Source organism: Microbacterium sp. str. 'China', assembly GCF_002993305.1.
GTDB lineage: Bacteria > Actinomycetota > Actinomycetes > Actinomycetales > Microbacteriaceae > Microbacterium > Microbacterium paraoxydans.
Genome location: NZ_CP027434.1, coordinates 3,371,309 through 3,389,177, shown reverse-complemented (window position 1 = coordinate 3,389,177; position 17,869 = coordinate 3,371,309). Strand labels below are relative to the sequence as shown.

The 17,869-nt window shown below is 71.2% G+C and carries 18 protein-coding genes; 10 read left to right on the top strand and 8 right to left on the bottom strand.

Annotation, left to right across the window (positions count from 1 at the left end; genetic code table 11):
- Positions 1–70: 70 nt before the first annotated feature.
- The 3 genes from C6C15_RS16495 to C6C15_RS16485 are packed head-to-tail and all read right to left on the bottom strand — an operon-like array spanning position 71 to position 2,991.
- Complete coding sequence (locus tag C6C15_RS16495) at positions 71–1,267, bottom strand: hypothetical protein (protein WP_105950662.1); 1,197 nt, start codon at positions 1,265–1,267, stop codon at positions 71–73.
- A 35-nt stretch (positions 1,268–1,302) separates the two neighbouring features.
- Positions 1,303–2,220: a DUF808 domain-containing protein gene (locus tag C6C15_RS16490; protein WP_105950661.1), complete on the bottom strand. Its 918-nt coding sequence runs from the start codon at positions 2,218–2,220 to the stop codon at positions 1,303–1,305.
- Between the two features lie 48 nt (positions 2,221–2,268).
- Complete coding sequence (locus C6C15_RS16485; protein ID WP_060923475.1) at positions 2,269–2,991, bottom strand: FadR/GntR family transcriptional regulator; 723 nt, start codon at positions 2,989–2,991, stop codon at positions 2,269–2,271.
- A gap of 128 nt (positions 2,992–3,119) precedes the next feature.
- Between C6C15_RS16485 and C6C15_RS16480 the strand changes: the two genes are divergently transcribed.
- From C6C15_RS16480 to msrA, 10 genes are all read left to right on the top strand, one after another.
- On the top strand, positions 3,120–4,712 hold the full coding sequence (locus tag C6C15_RS16480) for an ABC transporter substrate-binding protein (protein ID WP_105950660.1): 1,593 nt from the start codon (positions 3,120–3,122) through the stop codon (positions 4,710–4,712).
- A gap of 76 nt (positions 4,713–4,788) precedes the next feature.
- Positions 4,789–5,745, top strand: a complete 957-nt coding sequence (locus C6C15_RS16475; RefSeq protein WP_060923409.1) for an ABC transporter permease — start codon at positions 4,789–4,791, stop codon at positions 5,743–5,745.
- A gap of 1 nt (position 5,746) precedes the next feature.
- Positions 5,747–7,798 (top strand): dipeptide/oligopeptide/nickel ABC transporter permease/ATP-binding protein, encoded by a 2,052-nt coding sequence (locus C6C15_RS16470; RefSeq protein WP_105950659.1) that lies wholly within the window; start codon positions 5,747–5,749, stop codon positions 7,796–7,798.
- Positions 7,795–8,595 carry an ABC transporter ATP-binding protein gene (locus C6C15_RS16465; RefSeq protein WP_060923411.1) on the top strand — a complete coding sequence of 267 codons (801 nt, stop codon included), beginning with the start codon at positions 7,795–7,797 and terminating at the stop codon, positions 8,593–8,595. The genes C6C15_RS16470 and C6C15_RS16465 overlap by 4 nt, the downstream gene beginning before the upstream one ends.
- 15 nt (positions 8,596–8,610) lie before the next feature.
- Complete coding sequence (locus tag C6C15_RS16460; RefSeq protein WP_105950658.1) at positions 8,611–9,555, top strand: dihydrodipicolinate synthase family protein; 945 nt, start codon at positions 8,611–8,613, stop codon at positions 9,553–9,555.
- A complete protein-coding gene (locus C6C15_RS16455) occupies positions 9,555–10,487 on the top strand; it encodes an ROK family protein (protein ID WP_105950657.1) in 933 nt (310 codons plus the stop codon). The genes C6C15_RS16460 and C6C15_RS16455 overlap by 1 nt, the downstream gene beginning before the upstream one ends.
- Complete coding sequence (locus C6C15_RS16450) at positions 10,484–11,170, top strand: N-acetylmannosamine-6-phosphate 2-epimerase (RefSeq protein ID WP_105950656.1); 687 nt, start codon at positions 10,484–10,486, stop codon at positions 11,168–11,170. Before C6C15_RS16455 ends, C6C15_RS16450 begins: the two co-directional genes overlap by 4 nt.
- A complete protein-coding gene (locus C6C15_RS16445) occupies positions 11,167–12,084 on the top strand; it encodes a DUF4862 family protein (RefSeq protein ID WP_060923255.1) in 918 nt (305 codons plus the stop codon). The genes C6C15_RS16450 and C6C15_RS16445 overlap by 4 nt, the downstream gene beginning before the upstream one ends.
- A 104-nt stretch (positions 12,085–12,188) precedes the next feature.
- Positions 12,189–12,656, top strand: coding sequence for a peptide-methionine (R)-S-oxide reductase MsrB (msrB, locus tag C6C15_RS16440; RefSeq protein ID WP_060923254.1), 468 nt, complete (start codon positions 12,189–12,191; stop codon positions 12,654–12,656).
- Positions 12,653–13,195: a peptide-methionine (S)-S-oxide reductase MsrA gene (msrA, locus tag C6C15_RS16435; RefSeq protein ID WP_025102782.1), complete on the top strand. Its 543-nt coding sequence runs from the start codon at positions 12,653–12,655 to the stop codon at positions 13,193–13,195. The genes msrB and msrA overlap by 4 nt, the downstream gene beginning before the upstream one ends.
- An 88-nt stretch (positions 13,196–13,283) precedes the next feature.
- On the opposite strand, the gene C6C15_RS16430 is transcribed toward msrA, so the two are convergent.
- The 5 genes from C6C15_RS16430 to C6C15_RS16410 all read right to left on the bottom strand — a co-directional run bounded on the left by C6C15_RS16430 (position 13,284) and on the right by C6C15_RS16410 (position 17,858).
- Complete coding sequence (locus C6C15_RS16430; protein WP_105950655.1) at positions 13,284–14,084, bottom strand: alpha/beta fold hydrolase; 801 nt, start codon at positions 14,082–14,084, stop codon at positions 13,284–13,286.
- A 117-nt stretch (positions 14,085–14,201) separates the two neighbouring features.
- On the bottom strand, positions 14,202–15,671 hold the full coding sequence (locus C6C15_RS16425; protein WP_025102780.1) for a catalase: 1,470 nt from the start codon (positions 15,669–15,671) through the stop codon (positions 14,202–14,204).
- A gap of 64 nt (positions 15,672–15,735) precedes the next feature.
- A complete protein-coding gene (locus tag C6C15_RS16420) occupies positions 15,736–16,155 on the bottom strand; it encodes a Fur family transcriptional regulator (RefSeq protein ID WP_025102779.1) in 420 nt (139 codons plus the stop codon).
- Positions 16,156–16,221: 66 nt separating this feature from the next.
- The gene (locus C6C15_RS16415) at positions 16,222–17,139 is read right to left on the bottom strand and encodes a J domain-containing protein (protein WP_060923253.1); all 918 of its coding nucleotides are present in this window, start codon (positions 17,137–17,139) and stop codon (positions 16,222–16,224) included.
- A gap of 65 nt (positions 17,140–17,204) precedes the next feature.
- Positions 17,205–17,858, bottom strand: a complete 654-nt coding sequence (locus tag C6C15_RS16410; RefSeq protein ID WP_105950654.1) for an IMPACT family protein — start codon at positions 17,856–17,858, stop codon at positions 17,205–17,207.
- Between the last annotated feature and the right edge of the window lie 11 nt (positions 17,859–17,869).

Here is a 17,869-nt window from a genome sequence, read left to right as displayed (position 1 = left end):
GGTTCTTCCTTCTTCGCGCTTCGGGTGCGCACGCCGACGTTAGCAGGATCGACGGGGGCGGCACCTGACGTCAGCGTGCGCCGCGGCGTCCGAGCTCGTCGCGCACGAGGATGGCGCGATGCATGTCGGCCATGATCGGGTCGAAGAAGCGCTCGCGGTACCGCGCCTCGCTCACGGCCGAGAAGACGAAGGGCAGCGCCGCGATCACCGCCAGCAGCGTGGCCGCCTTGAGGAGGTTCACTGTGAGCGGGAGCTTCTGCCCGAAGAACTCCAGCGGCTGCACGGCGAGCGGTTGCGCGGCGCTGCCGGAACCGAGCCACATTCCGATGATGCCCGACGGCACGGCGATCCCGCCGATCACGATGAGCAGGGCCGCAATGAGGCCGGTGAAGAAGAGTGCCTGCACGAGCTGGGCGACGGTCATGGCGAGCAGGATGTTGATGCGCTGGGGTGCGCGGAGCGGGAGGCGGCCGCCGTCGGCTGCCGTTGCGCCCTCCGCCGGCGTGCCGACGAGGAGTGCGGTGCGCTGCTCCGCGGTCGGGGGTGGGGATCCGTCGTCGATCTCCGAAGCACTCACCCGCAGCACGACGATGCCGGCGAGGACGGCGACGACGAGCCCGACCTGTGCGATCGACCCCCAGGAGAGGGCGGACGCCATCTGCCACACCTCCGCCGAGAAGAACGCGAAGACGACGAGCATCAGGATCACCGGCAGAGCGATGGAGGCCATGTGTCCGATCGCGGAGGCGTTGCGCACCGCGAGTCGGGAGGCCCACCCGAGCAGGGCGCCGCCGCCCATGCCGGTGACGAGCACGCAGACGGCGAGCACGAGGAGCGCGCGGAGGACGGGCCCCACGGTGGCGCCCGGGTGATCGACGTACCCGGAGGCCACCAGGAAGGCGAGTGCCCCCGCGATGACGAGAAGCGCGAGCGTCGTGCCGGCCGGCGGACGCAGCCTGCGCAGCACCGTGCGCACGAGGTAGTACGCCCCCCACGCCAGGCTCACCGCGATCACGAAGATGACGAAGGCGAAGACGGCCACGAAGGCGGCGTCCTCGGCCGCATCGTCGAGCGCGACCTCGTACACCGCCTCGATGCCGTCCTGGAAGAGGTAGGCGGCGACGGCGACCCAGGCGATGAGCGGGGCCACGCGGCGCGGCAGATCGGTGAACCACCGGCGCAGCGGCACGAAGGTGGGAAGGCCCTGCTCGCGGAACCATCGATCCGCGTCACGCGTCGAACGGTGCAGGGTGCGACTCGCAGGCATGGCGTCGAGACTACGTCACCCCCGCCGCGACGGACTCAGACGTGGATGTCGGCGGGAGAGGCCTCGCCCTCGTGGAAGCTCGGCTTCCTGCCGAAGAGCTTCGCGACGCCCAGGACGACCCCGACGATCACGAGGCCCCAGGCGAGACCGGCGATCGCGGAGATGATCGTGTCGACCACCCACACCACGAAGCCGCCGAGGGGCTCCAGCGCGTGCTCGACCGCATGGAGAACGTCGGCCGGGGCGTGCAGCCCGACCTCGCCGAGGTTGATGAGCACGAGGTGCCCGCCGACCCACAGCATGGCGACGGTGCCGAGCACGCTGATGAAGCGGAAGACCGCGGGCATGGACCGGACGATGCGGGTGCCGGTGTGCCGGACGCGCTGCGCCGGGTTCTTCGCCATCTTCAGGCCGATGTCGTCGATCTTCACCAGGAGCGCCACGGCCCCGTACACCGCGACGGTCATGACCAGCGCGATCACCGCGAGGATCGCGAGGGTGGACCAGATGCCGAGTCCCTTGTCGAGGCTGGCGAGGGAGATGAGCATGATCTCCGTCGAGAGGATGAGGTCGGTGCGGACGGCGCCGAGCACGAGCTTCCTCTCGTCGCGGGCGCCTTCGTCGGCGTGGCCGTGCTGCACGCCGAACCACTCGAGCACCTTCTCCGCGCCCTCGAAGCACAGGTACGAGCCGCCGAGGATGAGCAGGTAGGGCAGCACCCACGGCGCGAAGGCCGTGAGCAGCAGCGCGATCGGGATGATGATGACGAACTTGTTCACCAGCGACCCGAGGGCGATCTTGCCGACCACGGGGAGCTCGCGGGCCGGGGTGAGGCCCTGCACGTACTGCGGGGTCACGGCGGCGTCGTCGATGACGACTCCGGCGGCCTTCGCCGACGCCTTCATCGCGGCGCTCAGGATGTCGTCGACGACGGCGAGCAGTCCAACGGACATGCGGGTCCTCTTTCCGTGGTGGGAAAGTCAGACTACCGACTCCTCGGCTCAGGCCCGCACGTCCTCCGCGGTCGCCAGCACCCGCTGCAGCGGCTGGTAGTGCTCGATGACGGCCTGGCGGTAGCGCTCGACGTCGCCGGAGCGCGCGGCGTCCAGCATGTCACCGTGCGCCTTGGCGGTCTTGTGGATGTCGTCGGGCTGCGCGATGCCGAGCTGCGGGAGCACGGCGGTGTGCACGTCCCAGAAGGCTCCGACGAGCTGGCCGACGAGACGGTTGTCGATGGCGCCGAAGAGGCGGGTGTGGAACGCCCTGTCCTCGTCGAGGAAGTACTCGCCGCGGCCGGCCTTGTCGACCATCTCGGCGACGAGCTCGTCGAGCTCCGGGTCCGCCTGCGCCTGAGCGGCCTCGACCACGCGCTCGGCCATGGAGAGGTCGAGCGCGAGGCGCACCTCGACGACCTCGCGTAGGGCCTGCAGCGACCCCTCGGGGGACAGCACACCCCGGAAGACGAGCGCCTCGACCATCGGGTCCAGCGACATCGGGCCCACGTAGGTGCCGTGTCCGTGCCGGACGTCGACGATGTCGAGGGTGGAGAGCGTACGGATCGCCTCGCGGACCGAGGAGCGCGACACGTCGAGCTCCTCGCAGAGCTCGGCCTCGGTCGGCAGGGGATCGCCGGGAGTGAGTCCGCGCGTGAGGATGAGCTGCTTGATCTGATCCGCCGTCGTGGCTCGCCGCATCCGCGACGCCCTCCCCGTGGTGGACTTCATAGGGTCCCTCTCCTGCCTGCCGGAAACGCTCCGATCCTCTCACTCTTGTGATCCGGTCGAACGTGTGTTTAGAGTACATCAGACGTCTGATGTCCTCAAGGCGTCGCCCCCCACCACCTGGAGCACACATGAACCGACACAGCACCCGCCGCCGCGCGGGTCGTCTCGCGATGGCGGTCGCCGGCACGGTCGCCGCGTCCCTCGCCCTCGCCGGCTGCGGCGGCGCCGCCGGCACCGCCGAGAGCCCCGCCGCGAGCGACATCGACCCGGACGGCATCATCGAAGCCGGGATCTCGTACACCCTGAACGGCAGCTTCGACCCGATGGTCGCCTCAGGCGCCGTGACGGTCTCGGCGAACTGGCACATCTTCGAGGGACTCATCGACCTCGACCCCGTCACGCAGGAGCCCGCCCCCGCCCTCGCCGCCGACTTCCCGACGCAGGTCGACGAGACGACCTACGACATCGACCTCCGCGAAGGCGCGACGTTCCAGAACGGAGACCCGGTCACCGCCGACGACGTGGTCTTCAGCTACGAGCGCGTCCTCGACCCGGCGAACAACTCCCTGTTCCGCTCGTTCGTCGACTTCATCGACACGGTCACGGCCGTCGACGAGGACACCGTCCGGATCACCACCGATTACCCGTTCTCCCTCATCGACGATCGACTCGGCGTCGTCAAGATCGTGCCGAAGGCCGTGGTCGAGGCCGATCCCGAGGAGTTCGGCGCGAACCCGGTCGGCTCCGGTCCCTACGCCCTCGTCTCCGCCGTGCCCGAGGACAAGATCGTCTTCGAGCGGTACGACGACTACAACGGCCCGCGTCCCGCGCTCGCCGCAGGCATGAACTGGAACCTCCTCGCCGACGCCTCGGCCCGCGTCACCGCGATGTCGACCGGCACGGTGCAGGCGATCGAGGACGTGCCGTACATCGACGCCGACGGACTGGCCGCCTCGTCCGAGGTCGAGAGCGTGCAGTCGTTCGGCCTCCTCTTCATGATGTTCAACACGAAGGCCGAGCCGTTCGACGACGTCCGCGTCCGCCAGGCGCTGCACTACGCGCTCGACATGGACAAGATCATCGAGACCGGCATGCTCGGCAACGCCACCCCGGCCACGTCGTTCCTGCCCGAGGACTACCCGAACTACCACGAGGCCTCCACGGTCTACTCGTACGACCCGGAGAAGGCGGAGGAGCTGCTGGCGGAGGCCGGGGTCTCCGACCTCGCGATCACGTTGCGCATGACCGACACCGGATGGGTGAAGGAGGTGGCCCCGCTCATCAAGGAGTCCCTCGACGCGATCGGCGTCGACACCACCCTCGACATCAGCCAGTCGGCGTCGATGTACGAGAAGGTCGACTCCGGCGACTACACCGTCGCCATCGCCCCCGGAGACCCGTCGGTGTTCGGCGTGGACCCCGACCTGCTCATGAACTGGTGGTACGGCGAGAACGTCTGGACCCAGACGCGCACCGCCTGGGCCGACTCCCCGGAGTACGCCGAGCTGCGCACGCTGCTCGACACCGCCGTCACCCAGGAGGGCGAGGAGCAGCAGGAGTCCTGGAACCAGGCGTACGACCTGATCTCCGACCAGGCCGTGCTGTACCCGCTGTTCCACCGCAAGCTGCCCACCGCCTGGAGCTCGCAGGAGCTGGTCGGCTTCCAGCCGGTCCCCACGACCGGACTGTCGTTCCTCGACGTCGGCGTGGCCGCGAAGTAGCACCTGCCCGACAGGGCGGGGGCGCGCTCGCCCGAAGAGCGCGCCCCCGCCACCCCACCCCCGGAAGGAGCGGCACGTGTCCCACACGCTCCGCCTCGTCGGCCGGCGACTGCTGCAGTTGCCGCTGATGATCCTCGGCATCACGTTCCTGGTCTTCTTCGTGATGTCCTTCTCGCCCGTCGACCCGGCACGCACCGCGCTCGGCGAGACCGCCTCCCCCGAAGCGCTGGAGGCGTACCGCGAAGACCACGGGCTGAACCTCCCGCTGTTCGTCCGCTACGTGAACTTCCTGATCGGCCTCGTCCAGGGCGACCTGGGCACCTACTCCGCCCGCAGCCTGCCGGTGGTCGACGAGGTCGCCAGGGCCTTCCCGGTGACGCTGGCCCTGACCTTCCTGGGTCTGGTGATCGCGGTCCTCGTCGCGTTCGTGATCGGCGTCCTCGCCGCCGTCTACCGCGACCGCTGGCCCGACCAGGTCATCCGCGTCTTCGGCGTCGCCGCGTTGTCCACGCCCTCCTTCTGGCTCGCGATCCTCCTCATCCAGGTGTTCACCCTGGCGCTCGGGGTGCTGCCGGCCTCGGGCCCGCTGCCGGCCTTCGCCGACGACCCGTCCGGGTGGCTCGCCCGGATGACCCTTCCCGCGGTCGCACTCGCCGTGCCCGTGATCGGGCAGCTCTCCCGGGTCGTGCGCACCTCGATGGTCGAGGAGCTCGATCGCGACTACGTGCGCACCGCCCTCGGCGCCGGAATCCCGCGGGTGATCGTCGTCGGCCGCAACGTGCTGCGCAACGCGCTCATCACCCCCGTGACGGTGCTCGGTCTCCGCATCGGGTACCTGCTCGGCGGCGCCGTGGTGATCGAGATCATCTTCGCGATCCCGGGGATGGGCACCCTCATCCTCAACGGGGTCACCAACAACGAACCCAACCTCGTGCAGGGCGTGACGCTCGCGGTCGCGCTCGCGTTCGTCGTGATCAACATCATCGTCGACCTCCTGTACGTGCTCATCAATCCTCGAATCCGGGCGGTGTGACATGCGACGCAGACTCACGGAACGGCTCTCCGTCCCCGGCCTCCGCTGGGGCCGTCTCTCCCTCGGCTCGATCATCTGCCTCGCCGTGCTCGCGATCATCGCGCTCGCCGCGATCCTCGCGCCGCTGATCTCGCCGTACGACCCGCTCGCGTCCGGCTCCCCGGTGCAGCCGCCGAGTGCGGAGCATTGGTTCGGCACCGACCGGCAGGGTCGCGACATCTTCTCCCGACTGGTCTACGGGGCCCGCTACTCCCTCGTGATCGGGCTCGGGGCCACCCTCGTCGCCCTCGCCGTCGCCTGCGTGCTGGGCACGATCGCCGCGACCGCGCCGAAGTGGATCTCCGAGACCCTCATGCGGGTCATGGACGTGATCATGTCGTTCCCCGGCATCGCGCTCGCCGCGGTGTTCGTGGCGGTGTTCGGCAAGTCGCTGCCGGTGCTCGTGCTCACGATCGCATTCCTCTACGTGCCGCAGCTGACCCGCATCGTCCGGGCGAACATCCTCGACCAGTACGGCGAGGACTACGTCTCGGCCGTCCGCGTAATGGGCGCGGGGACGCCGCGGATCATCGTGCGGCACGTCGCCCGCAACGCCATGGCACCCGTGCTCGTCTTCGCCACGGTGCTCGTCGCCAACGCGATCGTGTTCGAGGCCTCGCTGTCGTTCCTTCAGGCCGGTGTGCCCGATCCTGAGCCGTCCTGGGGCAACGTCATCGCCGCGGGCCGGAACCTGCTCATGAGCGGGGCGTGGTGGGCGACGTTCTTCCCCGGCATCCTCATCATGATCACCGTGCTGTGCCTCAACATCCTGTCCGAGGGGATGACCGACGCCATGGTCTCGCCGCGCGCCAGGAAGATCACCGCCGACGCCGCGAACACGGAGGAGTCGACGCACGACCTGGAGGAGGCCGCCGCCCCGGACGACACCCACGTCATCCCGACGGTCGACACCGCGGTCAACCTCTCGGTGCCCAGCGGCGTGCCCGACGTGCTCGTGCCCACCGCGGAGACGGTGCCGCTGGCGGAGCGCCTCGCCGAGCTGCGTGTCCGCGAACTCTCCCGCACTGACCGCCTGGTCTACACGGGAGACGCCGCGCCGCTGCTCGAGGTGCAGGATCTCTGCATCTCCTTCCCGCGCCACGGCGACGTCGACGTGGTCGACCACGTCAGCTTCACCGTGCGCCCCGGCGAGACCATGTCGCTCGTGGGGGAGTCGGGGTGCGGCAAGTCCATCACCTCGCTGGCGATCATGGGGCTGCTCGATCCGAAGGCCGACGTCCGCGGGCGCATCCTGTTCGACGGGAAGGATCTGCTGCGGATGACGCCGAAGGAGCGCAACGCGCTGCGCGGCCACGACATCGCGATGATCTACCAGGACGCCCTGAGCTCGCTGAACCCCGCGATGCTGATCCGCGCGCAGATGAAGCAGCTCACCTCCCGCGGCGGCACCCGCACGGCCGAGGAGCTGCTGGAGCTCGTCGGTCTCGATCCGAAGCGCACGCTCGCCTCGTACCCGCACGAGCTCTCGGGCGGCCAGCGGCAGCGCGTGCTCATCGCGATGGCCCTGACCCGCGACCCGCGGCTGGTGATCGCCGACGAGCCCACCACGGCCCTCGACGTGACGGTGCAGGCGCAGGTCGTGGAGCTGCTCATGCGGCTGCAGCGGGAGCTCGGCTTCGCGCTGGTGTTCGTCTCGCACGACCTCGCCCTCGTCGCCGAGCTCTCGCACCGGATCACGGTGATGTACGCGGGCCAGGTCGTGGAGCAGGGCACCACACGCGAGGTGCTCACGCAGCCCGTGCACGAGTACACCCAGGGCCTGCTCGGGGCGGTGCTCTCGATCGAGGCCGGTTCCGACCGCCTGCACCAGGTGTCCGGTGTCGTCCCCTCCCCGCGGGACTTCCCGCAGGGCGACCGCTTCGCGCCGCGCTCGACGGACCCCGCCCGGTACGCCGGCGTGGAACCCGTGCGGCGGCACATCGACGGCACCGAGCACTACTACTCCGCGCATCCTGCCGATGCGCCCGTCGAACCGATCGGAGCAGGACGATGAGCGAACCCGTCATCCAGCTGCAGGACGTGCACGTCCGCTACCGGGCCCGCAGCTCGTCGTTGTTCCGCCCGCACTACGTCGACGCCCTCGCCGGGGTCTCGCTCACGGTCCGCCGCGGACAGACGCTGGGCATCGTGGGCGAGTCCGGCTCGGGCAAGTCCACCTCCGCGAAGGTGCTGATCGGCCTCGAGAAGCCCACGAGCGGTCAGGTCGTCTTCGACGGTGAGACCGTGCGCTCCTTCACCCCCGCGGTGCGCAAGCGCCTGGGACGCATCCTCTCCGTGGTCTTCCAGGACCCGGCGACGGCTCTGAACGCCCGCATGACCGTGCGGGACGCGCTCCTGGATCCGCTGCAGGTGCATCGCCTCGGCTCCCCGGCGAGCCGGGAGCGCAAGGTGCGCGACCTCGTCGGGCTCGTGGGGCTGCCGTCGTCGGCGCTGGAGGCGCTGCCCAGCCAGCTCTCCGGCGGCCAGCGGCAGCGCGTCGCGATCGCCAGGGCCCTCGTCCTCGACCCGCAGGTCATCGTCGCCGATGAGCCGACCTCGGCCCTCGACGTCTCGGTGCGCGCGCAGATCCTGAACCTGCTGACCGACCTGAAGCAGCAGCTCGGGCTCGGCATGGTCTTCATCTCCCACGACATCCAGACCGTCCGCTACCTCTCCGACGAGATCGCCGTGATGAACAAGGGCCGCGTCGTCGAGCACGGCGACGCCGCCCGGGTATTCGACGACCCCGCCGACCCCTACACCCGCACGCTGCTGGGCGCCGCGCCCTCGCTGCTCGAACCCCACCACTGAAAAGACGGAACCCCTATGCCTTCCCCCGCTCCCGCCCTGTCGTTCTCCGGCGTCGTCCCGCCGGTCGCCACCCCGCTGCTCCCCGACGGGACGATCGACCACGCGTCGCTCACCCGCCTCGTCGAGCGCCTGATCGGGGAGGGCGTCTCCGGACTGTTCGCGCTCGGCTCCACCGGCGAGACCGCCTACTTCACCGACGACCAGCGCGTCGAGCTGCTGCAGACGATCGTCGCCGCGAACGCGGGACGCGTGCCCGTCATCGCCGGCGCCATCGAGCTCACGGCCCCGCGCATCATCGAGACGGCCCGTCGGCTCGCGGCCGCGGGCGCGCAGGCGATCGTGACCACCGCGCCGCTGTACACGTTGAACTCGCCGGCCGAGATCGCCGCGCACTTCCGCACGATCGCCGCCGCGATCGACGTGCCGCTCTGGGCCTACGACGTGCCGGTGCGCGTGCACTCCAAGCTCGGCCTCGACCTGCTCGTGCAGCTCGGCCGGGAAGGTGTGATCCAGGGGGTCAAGGACTCGTCCGGCGACGACGTCGGGTTCCGCCGACTGATCGCGGCGAACGAGGCCGCCGGTCGCCCGCTGCAGCTGCTCACCGGGCACGAGGTCGTCGTCGACGCGATGGCCCTCGTCGGTGCCGCCGGTGTCGTCCCGGGACTCGCGAACGTCGAGGCCGCGGGCTACGTGCGCCTCTGGGAGGCCGCGCAGCGCGGTGACTGGACGACCGCCCGGGCCGAGCAGGAGCGCATCAACCGGCTCTTCGACATCGTGTTCCAGCCGCAGGGGCTGTCCGGCGACGCGACCGGCGTCGGGGCGTTCAAGGCGGCGATGCACGCGCGCGGCATCATCGACCACGCGGCGATGGCCGACACGGTGGAGCCGCTCACACCGGAGGCCGTCGCCGGCATCCGCACGATCCTCGACGAGCTCGGTCTGCTTCCGGTCGCCGTCTGATGCGCGAGGTCGTCCTCGCCGTCGACATCGGCGGCACCAAGACGGCCGCGGCGCTCGCCGACCGGGCGGACGCGTTGCTGCGCACCGCCGCGGCGCCGACCCCCGCGAGCGCGGGACCCGCCGCCGTCGTGGCGACCGTCGCCGCGCTCGCGCAGGAACTGCTCGACGAGGAGTCCGCGCTCGCCGGGGTCGGCATCGGCACCGCGGGCGTGGTCGACGCGAGGACGGGAACGATCGTGTCGGCCACCGACACCTTCGCCGACTGGCCGGGCACCCCGCTGGCCGCCCTGATCCGGGGAGCCCTCGGGGACCGCCTCCCCGCGGACGCCCCGGTGGCCGTGCAGAACGACGTCGACGCGCACGCCACGGGGGAGTACCTCCACGGGACCGCCGCCGGAGCCTCGAGCGCCCTCGTCGTCGCCGTCGGCACCGGGGTCGGCGCAGGGATCATCCTCGACGGCCGTCCGGTGCGCGGCGCCCATCACGTCGCCGGCGAGCTCGCGCATCTCCCGATCCCGGGCGCCGCGCACCTCCGCTGCCCCTGTGGCCGCAGCGGACACCTCGAGGCCCTCGGCTCCGGCATCGGCCTGCACCGGCATTACCTCTCGCTCGGCGGCGATACGGCGCTGCGCGATGCGCGCGAGGTCGCCGCCGCGGCCGGCACGGGCGACTCCCTCGCCGTGCGCGCCGTCCAGGACTCCGCCGCCGCCGTCGGCCGCGCACTCGCGGGAGCCGCGACCCTCCTCGACCCGGAGCGGATCGTCGTCACCGGCGGCGTGCCGCGCATCGGCGAGCTGTGGTGGGACTCCCTGCGGGCGGCCTTCCACGCGGAGGCCATCGACGCCCTGCACGACACCCCCATCCTGCCGGGAACCCTCGGCGACGACGCGCCGCTGCGGGGAGCGGCGGCATCCGCCTGGAGGCGACCATGACACCGAACCCCATCCTCGAACGCCTGCACGGCGGACTCATCGTCTCCTGTCAGGCGTACCCCGGGGAGGCGATGCGCGACCCGCGCACCATGGCGCAGGTCGCCAACGCCGCCCTCGTCGGCGGTGCCGCCGGGATCCGCGTGCAGGGCATCGACGACATCCGCGCGGTCGCGGACCTACCGGTGCCGATCATCGGGCTGTGGAAGGACGGCGACGCCGATGTCTTCATCACGCCGACGCTGGAGCATGCCGTGGCCGTCGCCGACGCGGGCGCCGACATCGTGGCGATCGACGGCACCCGACGCCCCCGGCCCGACGGCCGGACGCTCGCGGAGACCATCGTCGGGCTGCGCGCGCATTCCGACGCGCTCATCATGGCCGACTGCGGTTCCCTCGACGACGCGATCGCCGCCGAAGCCGCGGGTGCCGACATCCTGGGCACGACCCTGTCCGGGTACACCGGGGAGCGTCCGAAGAGCGACGGCCCCGACCTCGAGCTCATCGGCCTCATCGCGGCACGCAGCACGCGCCCGATCGTCGCAGAGGGCCGCATCCACACCCCGGCGCACGCCGCCGCCGCGATCGCCGCGGGGGCCTACGCGGTCTGCGTCGGCACGGCCATAACCCATCCGGCCACCATCACGTCCTGGTTCGCGCGGAGTCTCGTCGAGGCCCGTCCGTGACCCCCGTGCTCCTCAGCGCCTATCCGCTGTCCCCCGCGCACGCCCGATGGGATCCGGCGCTGGAGGCCGCGCTGCTGCCGGAGCTCTGCGCGCTCCCCGGGGTGGCCGGCCTCGAGGTGCCGTGGATGGGGGCGGTGCATCCGCACGACCCGACCTGGTTCCTCGGCCACGTGCCGGGTGTGCCGCTCGCGGTCACCCCGGTGCCGTACGTGATGCGGCGGCTCGGCGAGGACCCGTCGTACGGACTCGCCTCGCCGCAGGAGGAGGGGAGGGCCGCGGCGGTGGCGGATCTGCGGCGCGTAGCGGACGACGTCGCGCTGCTCACCGCCGAGAGCGCCGCATCGGTCGCGGTGGTGATGCTGCACACCGCGCCCCGCGGGAGCGGAGACGGGGATGCGCTCGTCCGGTCGCTGGAGGAGGTCGCGGCGTGCGACTGGAGCGGAGCCCGGCTCGTCATCGAGCACTGCGACGCCGCCGTTCCCGGTCAGACGCCGGAGAAGGGGTTCCTCCCGCTCGCTGCCGAGATCGCGGCCATCCGGTCCGCCGGCGCCCCGGTCGGCCTCTGGCTCAACTGGGGGCGGTCGGCGATCGAGCTGCGGGACGCGGATGCGGTGACCGCGCAGATCGCCGATGCAGCGGCTTCGGGCCTGCTGACCGGGCTCGCGTTCTCCGGGGCCGCGCCGGTGGAGAGTCCGTACGGCCCCGCCTGGGTGGACGCGCACCTGCCCATCGCCGAGGCCCATCCCGCGTCCGCGTCGCTGCTCGGCGCGGCGCACGTCCGCGCGGGGCTCCGCGCCGCGGGCGCTGTGCCCTGGCTCGGCCTCAAGGTCGCGCGACGGCCGGAGGATTGCACGGTCGCGGAGATCGTCCGCACCGCGGAACGGAACCTCGCCGTCGTCCGGGATGCGGGCTGAGCGGAAACTCCCAGCCCGCTCCCAGCCCCGCGGGACCAAAAGCCGGGCCCCCGTGGTTCTCCTCTGTGACGCCGCAGCCAGCGGCGTCGGACAAGGAGCCACTCATGTCGAACGACTACGGCAGGACCCCCGAGGCCGTCAGCGGTCTCACGAACCTGCAGTACGAGGTCACGCAGCAGGACGCCACCGAGCCGCCCTTCCGCAACGCCTACTGGAACAATCACGACGACGGCATCTACGTCGACGTCGTCTCCGGGCAGCCGCTGTTCTCCTCCCGGGACAAGTACGACAGCGGCACCGGCTGGCCGAGCTTCACGCGTCCGATCGATGCCGACGCCGTGACAACGAAGACCGACCGCTCGCTGTGGATGACCCGCACCGAGGCGCGGTCGTCCGGCGCCGACAGCCACCTGGGGCACGTCTTCGACGACGGACCCCGCGCCGAGGGCGGCCTGCGCTACTGCATGAACTCGGCGGCCCTCCGCTTCATCCCGGCGGAGGATCTCGAGAAGGAGGGGTACGGTCGCTACAGCCCCCTCTTCACCACCCACACCTCTGAGGAGCAGTCATGACCGACACCGGAACCATCACCCGCACCCCCGGGACCGAGACGGCCGTCCTCGCGGGCGGCTGCTTCTGGGGCATGGAAGACCTCATCCGCCGCCAGCCCGGGGTGATCGACACCCGCGTGGGCTACACCGGCGGGGAGAACGACCACGCGACCTACCGCAACCACCCCGGTCACGCGGAGGCCGTGGAGATCGTCTTCGACCCGAGCGCGACGACCTATCGCGACATCCTGGCGTTCTTCTTCCAGATCCACGACCCGTCGACCCTGAACCGTCAGGGCAACGACATCGGGTCGAGCTACCGGTCGGCGATCTTCCCGCTCACCCCCGAGCAGGAGCAGGTCGCCCGGGACACGATCGCCGACGTCGACGCCTCCGGTCTGTGGCCGGGGAAGGCCGTCACGACGATCGAGCCCGCCGGTCCGTTCTGGGAGGCCGAGCCCGAGCACCAGGACTACCTGATCAAGTACCCGAACGGCTACACGTGCCACTTCCCCCGCGCCGGTTGGGTCCTCCCGAAGCGCGAGGACGCCACCGCCTGATCCCCGAGACCCCGCTTTCGCGCCGAGACCCCCTCCTGCACACGCATGCAGGAGGGGGTCTCGGCGCGGAGACGGGGTCTCGGCGGGGTCAGGACTCGGCGAAGAAACCGAGCGCGGCCTCCTTGAAGTCGCGGGAGCCGGGGGCGTTGAAGTGGTGGCGGTTCGGGAGCTCGACGAAACGGGCATCGGGAGCCGCGGCGGCCAGTGCCCGGGAGCCCTCGATGATCGCGTCCTTCGATCCCGTCGCGAACAGCAGCGGCACGACCGGCGCGTCCGCGGGATCGGGATCGATCGTGCCGGAGCCTCGAAGTCCCTCCGCCAGGGCGATGAGCGCGCGCAGATCGTTCCCGGGCACCCGCTCGGTCAGCGCGATGTAGTTCTGCGTCGTGCGGTCCTCCACCGGGGTGCCGTCCGCGATGTACGCGCGCACCTGGTCGAGGTCGAGACGTGCGAGAGGGATGCCGTCGGGGACACCGCCCAGGACCGCCCGGCCGATCCGATGCGGGAGCTCGCGGGCCACCTCCCACCCCACGCGGGCGCCGAGCGAGTAGCCCAGGTAGAACGCGTCGTCGACGAGGTACGTGTCCATGACGGTCTCGACGTCGGTCACGAGGTTGCGGATGGCGTAGGCGTCGGGCTCGTGCGGCTTGTCGCTCTGCCCGTGGCCCCGCTGGTCGAGTGCGAGCACGCGGTACCCGGCCCTGGTCAGCTCGCGCACCCAGCCGGTGAGCACCCAGTTGTCGCGCGCGCCCGAGGCGAAGCCGTGCACGGTCACCACGACCGGGGCGTCGAGCTCGCCCCACGTGTAGGTCGCCAGTCGTGTGCCGTCCGCCGCGTAGACGTGCTGCGGGTCGGGCATCTCGGTGAGGTCGGAGAGGGGAACAGCCACCCCACCATCCTCCCCCCACTCCTCCCTTCCGGGGCGCCGAGACCCCGGTTACACGCCGAAACCCCCTCCCCGCGGTGTCGCGGAGAGGGGGTTTCGAGGAGAACCCGGGGTCTCGGGTCAGACGCGGTCGCGCAGCGCGGCGCCGAGCTCGGCGTCCACGTTCGTCCAGTACTGGAAGAAGCGCTCGCGGATGGCGTCGACCGTGATCGAACGGCCCTGACCGGTCAGGACCTCCAGGAAGCGGGCGCGCTGCGGGCCGTCGAAGACCTCGCGGTACAGCGTGCCGGCCTGACCGAAGTCGTCGTCCTCGGCGTGCAGCGTCGCGGCGGAGCGGGTGAGCTCGCCGTCCGCCGACCAGTTCACCTCGATGCCCTTCGCCGGGTCGGCCGCGGGGCCACCGGGGGTCCCGAAGGAGTTCGGCTGGTAGGTGCGGTGCGCGGCGTCGTTGTACTGGTACCGCATCGAGCCCTCGTGCTGGTAGTTGCGGGTCTCGGCGGCGTGCGGCTGGTTCACCGGCAGCTGGTTGTAGTTCGCGCCGATGCGGTGCCGCTGGGCGTCCGGGTAGGCGAACATCCGGCCCATGAGCATCTTGTCGGGGGAGATGCCGGTACCGGGCACCTGGTTCCCCGGCGCGAAGCCGGCCTGCTCGATCTGCGCGAAGAAGTTCTCCGGGTTGCGGTTGAGGGTCAGCGTGCCGACCTTGATGCGCGGGTAGTCCTTCTTCGAGATCGTCTTGGTGAGGTCGAAGGGGTTGAAGCGGTAGTCCTTGGCCTCGTCGTACGGCATGATCTGCACGTACAGGTCCCACTTCGGGAAGTCGCCCTCGGCGATCGACTGGAACAGGTCGCGACGGTAGTGGTCCGCGTCGGAACCGGCCAGCTGCTCGGCCTCCTCCGGGCTCATCGCCTCGACGCCCTGGTGGGAGATGAAGTGGTACTTCACCCAGAACACCTCGCCCTCGGCGTTGATCCACGAGTACGTGTGCGAGCCGTAGCCGTTCATGTGACGCCAGCTGCGGGGAAGGCCGCGCTCGCCCATGAGGTAGGTGACCTGGTGGGCGCTCTCGGGCGAGAGGGTCCAGAAGTCCCACTGCATGTCCGCGTCGCGCAGGCCGGAGTCGCCGAGGCGCTTCTGCGAGTGGATGAAGTCCGGGAACTTGATGGCGTCGCGGAGGAAGAACGTCGGGGTGTTGTTGCCGACGATGTCGAGGTTGCCCTCGGTCGTGTAGAAGCGCAGCGAGAACCCGCGCACGTCCCGCCAGGTGTCGGGCGAGCCCTGCTCACCGGCGACGGAGGAGAAGCGGAGGAGGGTCTCCGAGGTGGCGCCCGGCTGGAACACGGCCGCCCGGGTGTACTTCGAGACGTCCTCGGTGACGACGAACTCACCGAACGCGCCGCCGCCCTTGGCGTGCGGGTTGCGCTCCGGCACACGCTCGCGGTTGAAGGAGGCGAGCTTCTCGACCAGGTAGTGGTCGTGCAGCGCGGTGGGGCCGTCGGGGCCCACGGTCAGCGAGTGGGTGTCGCTCGCGATCGGCGCTCCGGCCTGCGTCGTCGTGGCCGGACGGCCCGCGTCGGTGGGGTTGGTCATGGTCTTCTCCTTCTCCGCGCGGACATGCCGAACGGACCCTCGGGGAGGGGATCGGTGGATGCGCCTACGCGGCGTTCTGGCAGCTGGGGCAGAGGCCCCAGAAGGTGACTTCAGCTGTCTGCACGGTGAAGCCCCCCGTCGAGGACGGGGTGAGACACGGCGCCTCGCCGACGACGCAGTCCACATCGCCGACCGCACCGCAGGAGGTGCAGACGACGTGGTGGTGGTTGTCGTCGATGCGCCGTTCGTACAGCGCCGCGGAGCCTGCCGGTTCGATCCGGCGGATGAGGCCCGCCGTCGTCAGGTCCGCGAGGATGTTGTGCACCGACTGGATCGACGTGGTCGGAAGCACGTCGGACACGGCGCGGTAGACCCGCTCCGCATCCGTGTGGGCCATGGAGCCGAGAGCCTCGAGAACGGCGACGCGGCCCGCAGTCGCACGCAGCCCGGCGTCGCGCAACGCCGAGTCGAGTTCCGTCTCCATGCCCTCGACTCTACACGTGTTTTGAGTGATTCAAAAGAGCATGCCGGGATGCCGGGCGCGTCGCCGTCAGACGAAGCGGACCGTCTGCTGCAGACGGGTGCGGATATCGAACAGCTCGTTGCCGCCGATGGCCCGCGCCCCGGGGACGCCCTGCCGCAGCACCATCGCCAGCGCGCTGCGCCGCACCACCACGACCGGGACGCCGCGGTTGCTGCCGAGCGGGGTGACCGCCTGGGCGAGGTCGTCGTCGGGGAGCACCACGATCGCCCCGCCGAACTTCACCTTGGCGGCCTTCGCCACCGCGCGCATCCGGGCGAGAGCCGCCGTGACCGGGGCCCGGGTGCCGAGGCTCGGGCCGGTGATCTCCCCGCGGCGGAACCCCACGACCCCGCCGAAGTCCTCGGACATGACGCCGTAGAGGCCGGACGGGCTGAGCACCACGTGGTCGAGCTTGTCCTCGGGGGTCTGTCCTGCGGCGACGTCGTGCCAGACCGTGAAGCCCATGCCGAGGTCGGAGACCGTGCGGGCCGTGGCCTCCTCCGCGAGCGCGTCGGCGAGCAGCCGGCGGAGCTCCCGCGGGGCGGCGCGGACGAGGGCCGGGGCGTACGGATCGGGGACCTCGACCCCGTGACCCGCCCACTCGCGGATCAGGGAGAGGTAGCGTTCGCGGCGCCAGCCGCCGGGGTGTCCGTAGGAGCGGGCGCGCGGCCGGGTGTCGGTGCGCACGGTCTGGGGGCGCCAGCCGCTCCATTCGCCGCCGTCGTCGGTCAGGCCCGCGCGGCGGTCGTACGCGGCGCGGTCCTCCGCGGTGCCGATGAGCTCCCACGCGCGCTGGACCTGGATGAACACGGCCGCGTCGCCGCCGGTATCGGGGTGGGTCTGCCGCAGTCGCAGCCGATACGCCCGCCGGAGCTCGGCGTCGTCGACGGCCGGATCCACGCCGAGGATCTCGTACGGCGAGGCCGAGAGCGGACTGTCGAACATCGCTCTCCTTCCGCGACCGCGGCGTCCAGGATATCCGTCGGACGGTGTGCGACCGCCGGGAGGTCTCAGTCCGCGACGTCGACGATCCGCTCGATCCCGGCGACCGGGGCCACGGCGCCCCCGGACGCGGCGGCGAGGTCGGCGGTCAGGCGCGGAAGCGCGGCGGCGGGCACCCACAGCTCCAGCTGTGCGGAGGCCCCGTAGGTCGGCGTGCCGAGCGTGGCCCCGTGGGAGGACGCCCAGTCGCGGAGCAGGTTGTCGTAGCGGCCGGCCTCGGCGTGCGGGACCTCCACGGTCGCCTGGGTGAGCGCCGCGCGACGGACGAGGGCGGCGCGGTCGAGCGTCTCGGACACCGCGGTGGAGTAGGCGCGGATGAGGCCGCCCGCCCCGAGCTTCACCCCGCCGAAGTAGCGGGTCACCACCGCGACGACGTCCGTGAGGCCGCGGCGCCGGAGGACCTCGAGCATCGGGACCCCGGCCGTTCCGGAGGGCTCGCCGTCGTCCGAGGAGCGCGCCTGATCCCCGTGCAGCCCGGTCACCATCGCGGTGCAGTTGTGGTTCGCGTCCCAGGCGCGCTTCCGGACCGTCGCGATGACGGCTTCGGCCTCGGCCACCGACGACACCGGTGCGACATGGGTGAGGAAGCGCGACTTCCGGATCACGAGCTCGTGGTCGACGGCCGCCGCGATCGTCGCCGGGAACGGGTGCGGTGTCGACATCGGCCCCACGA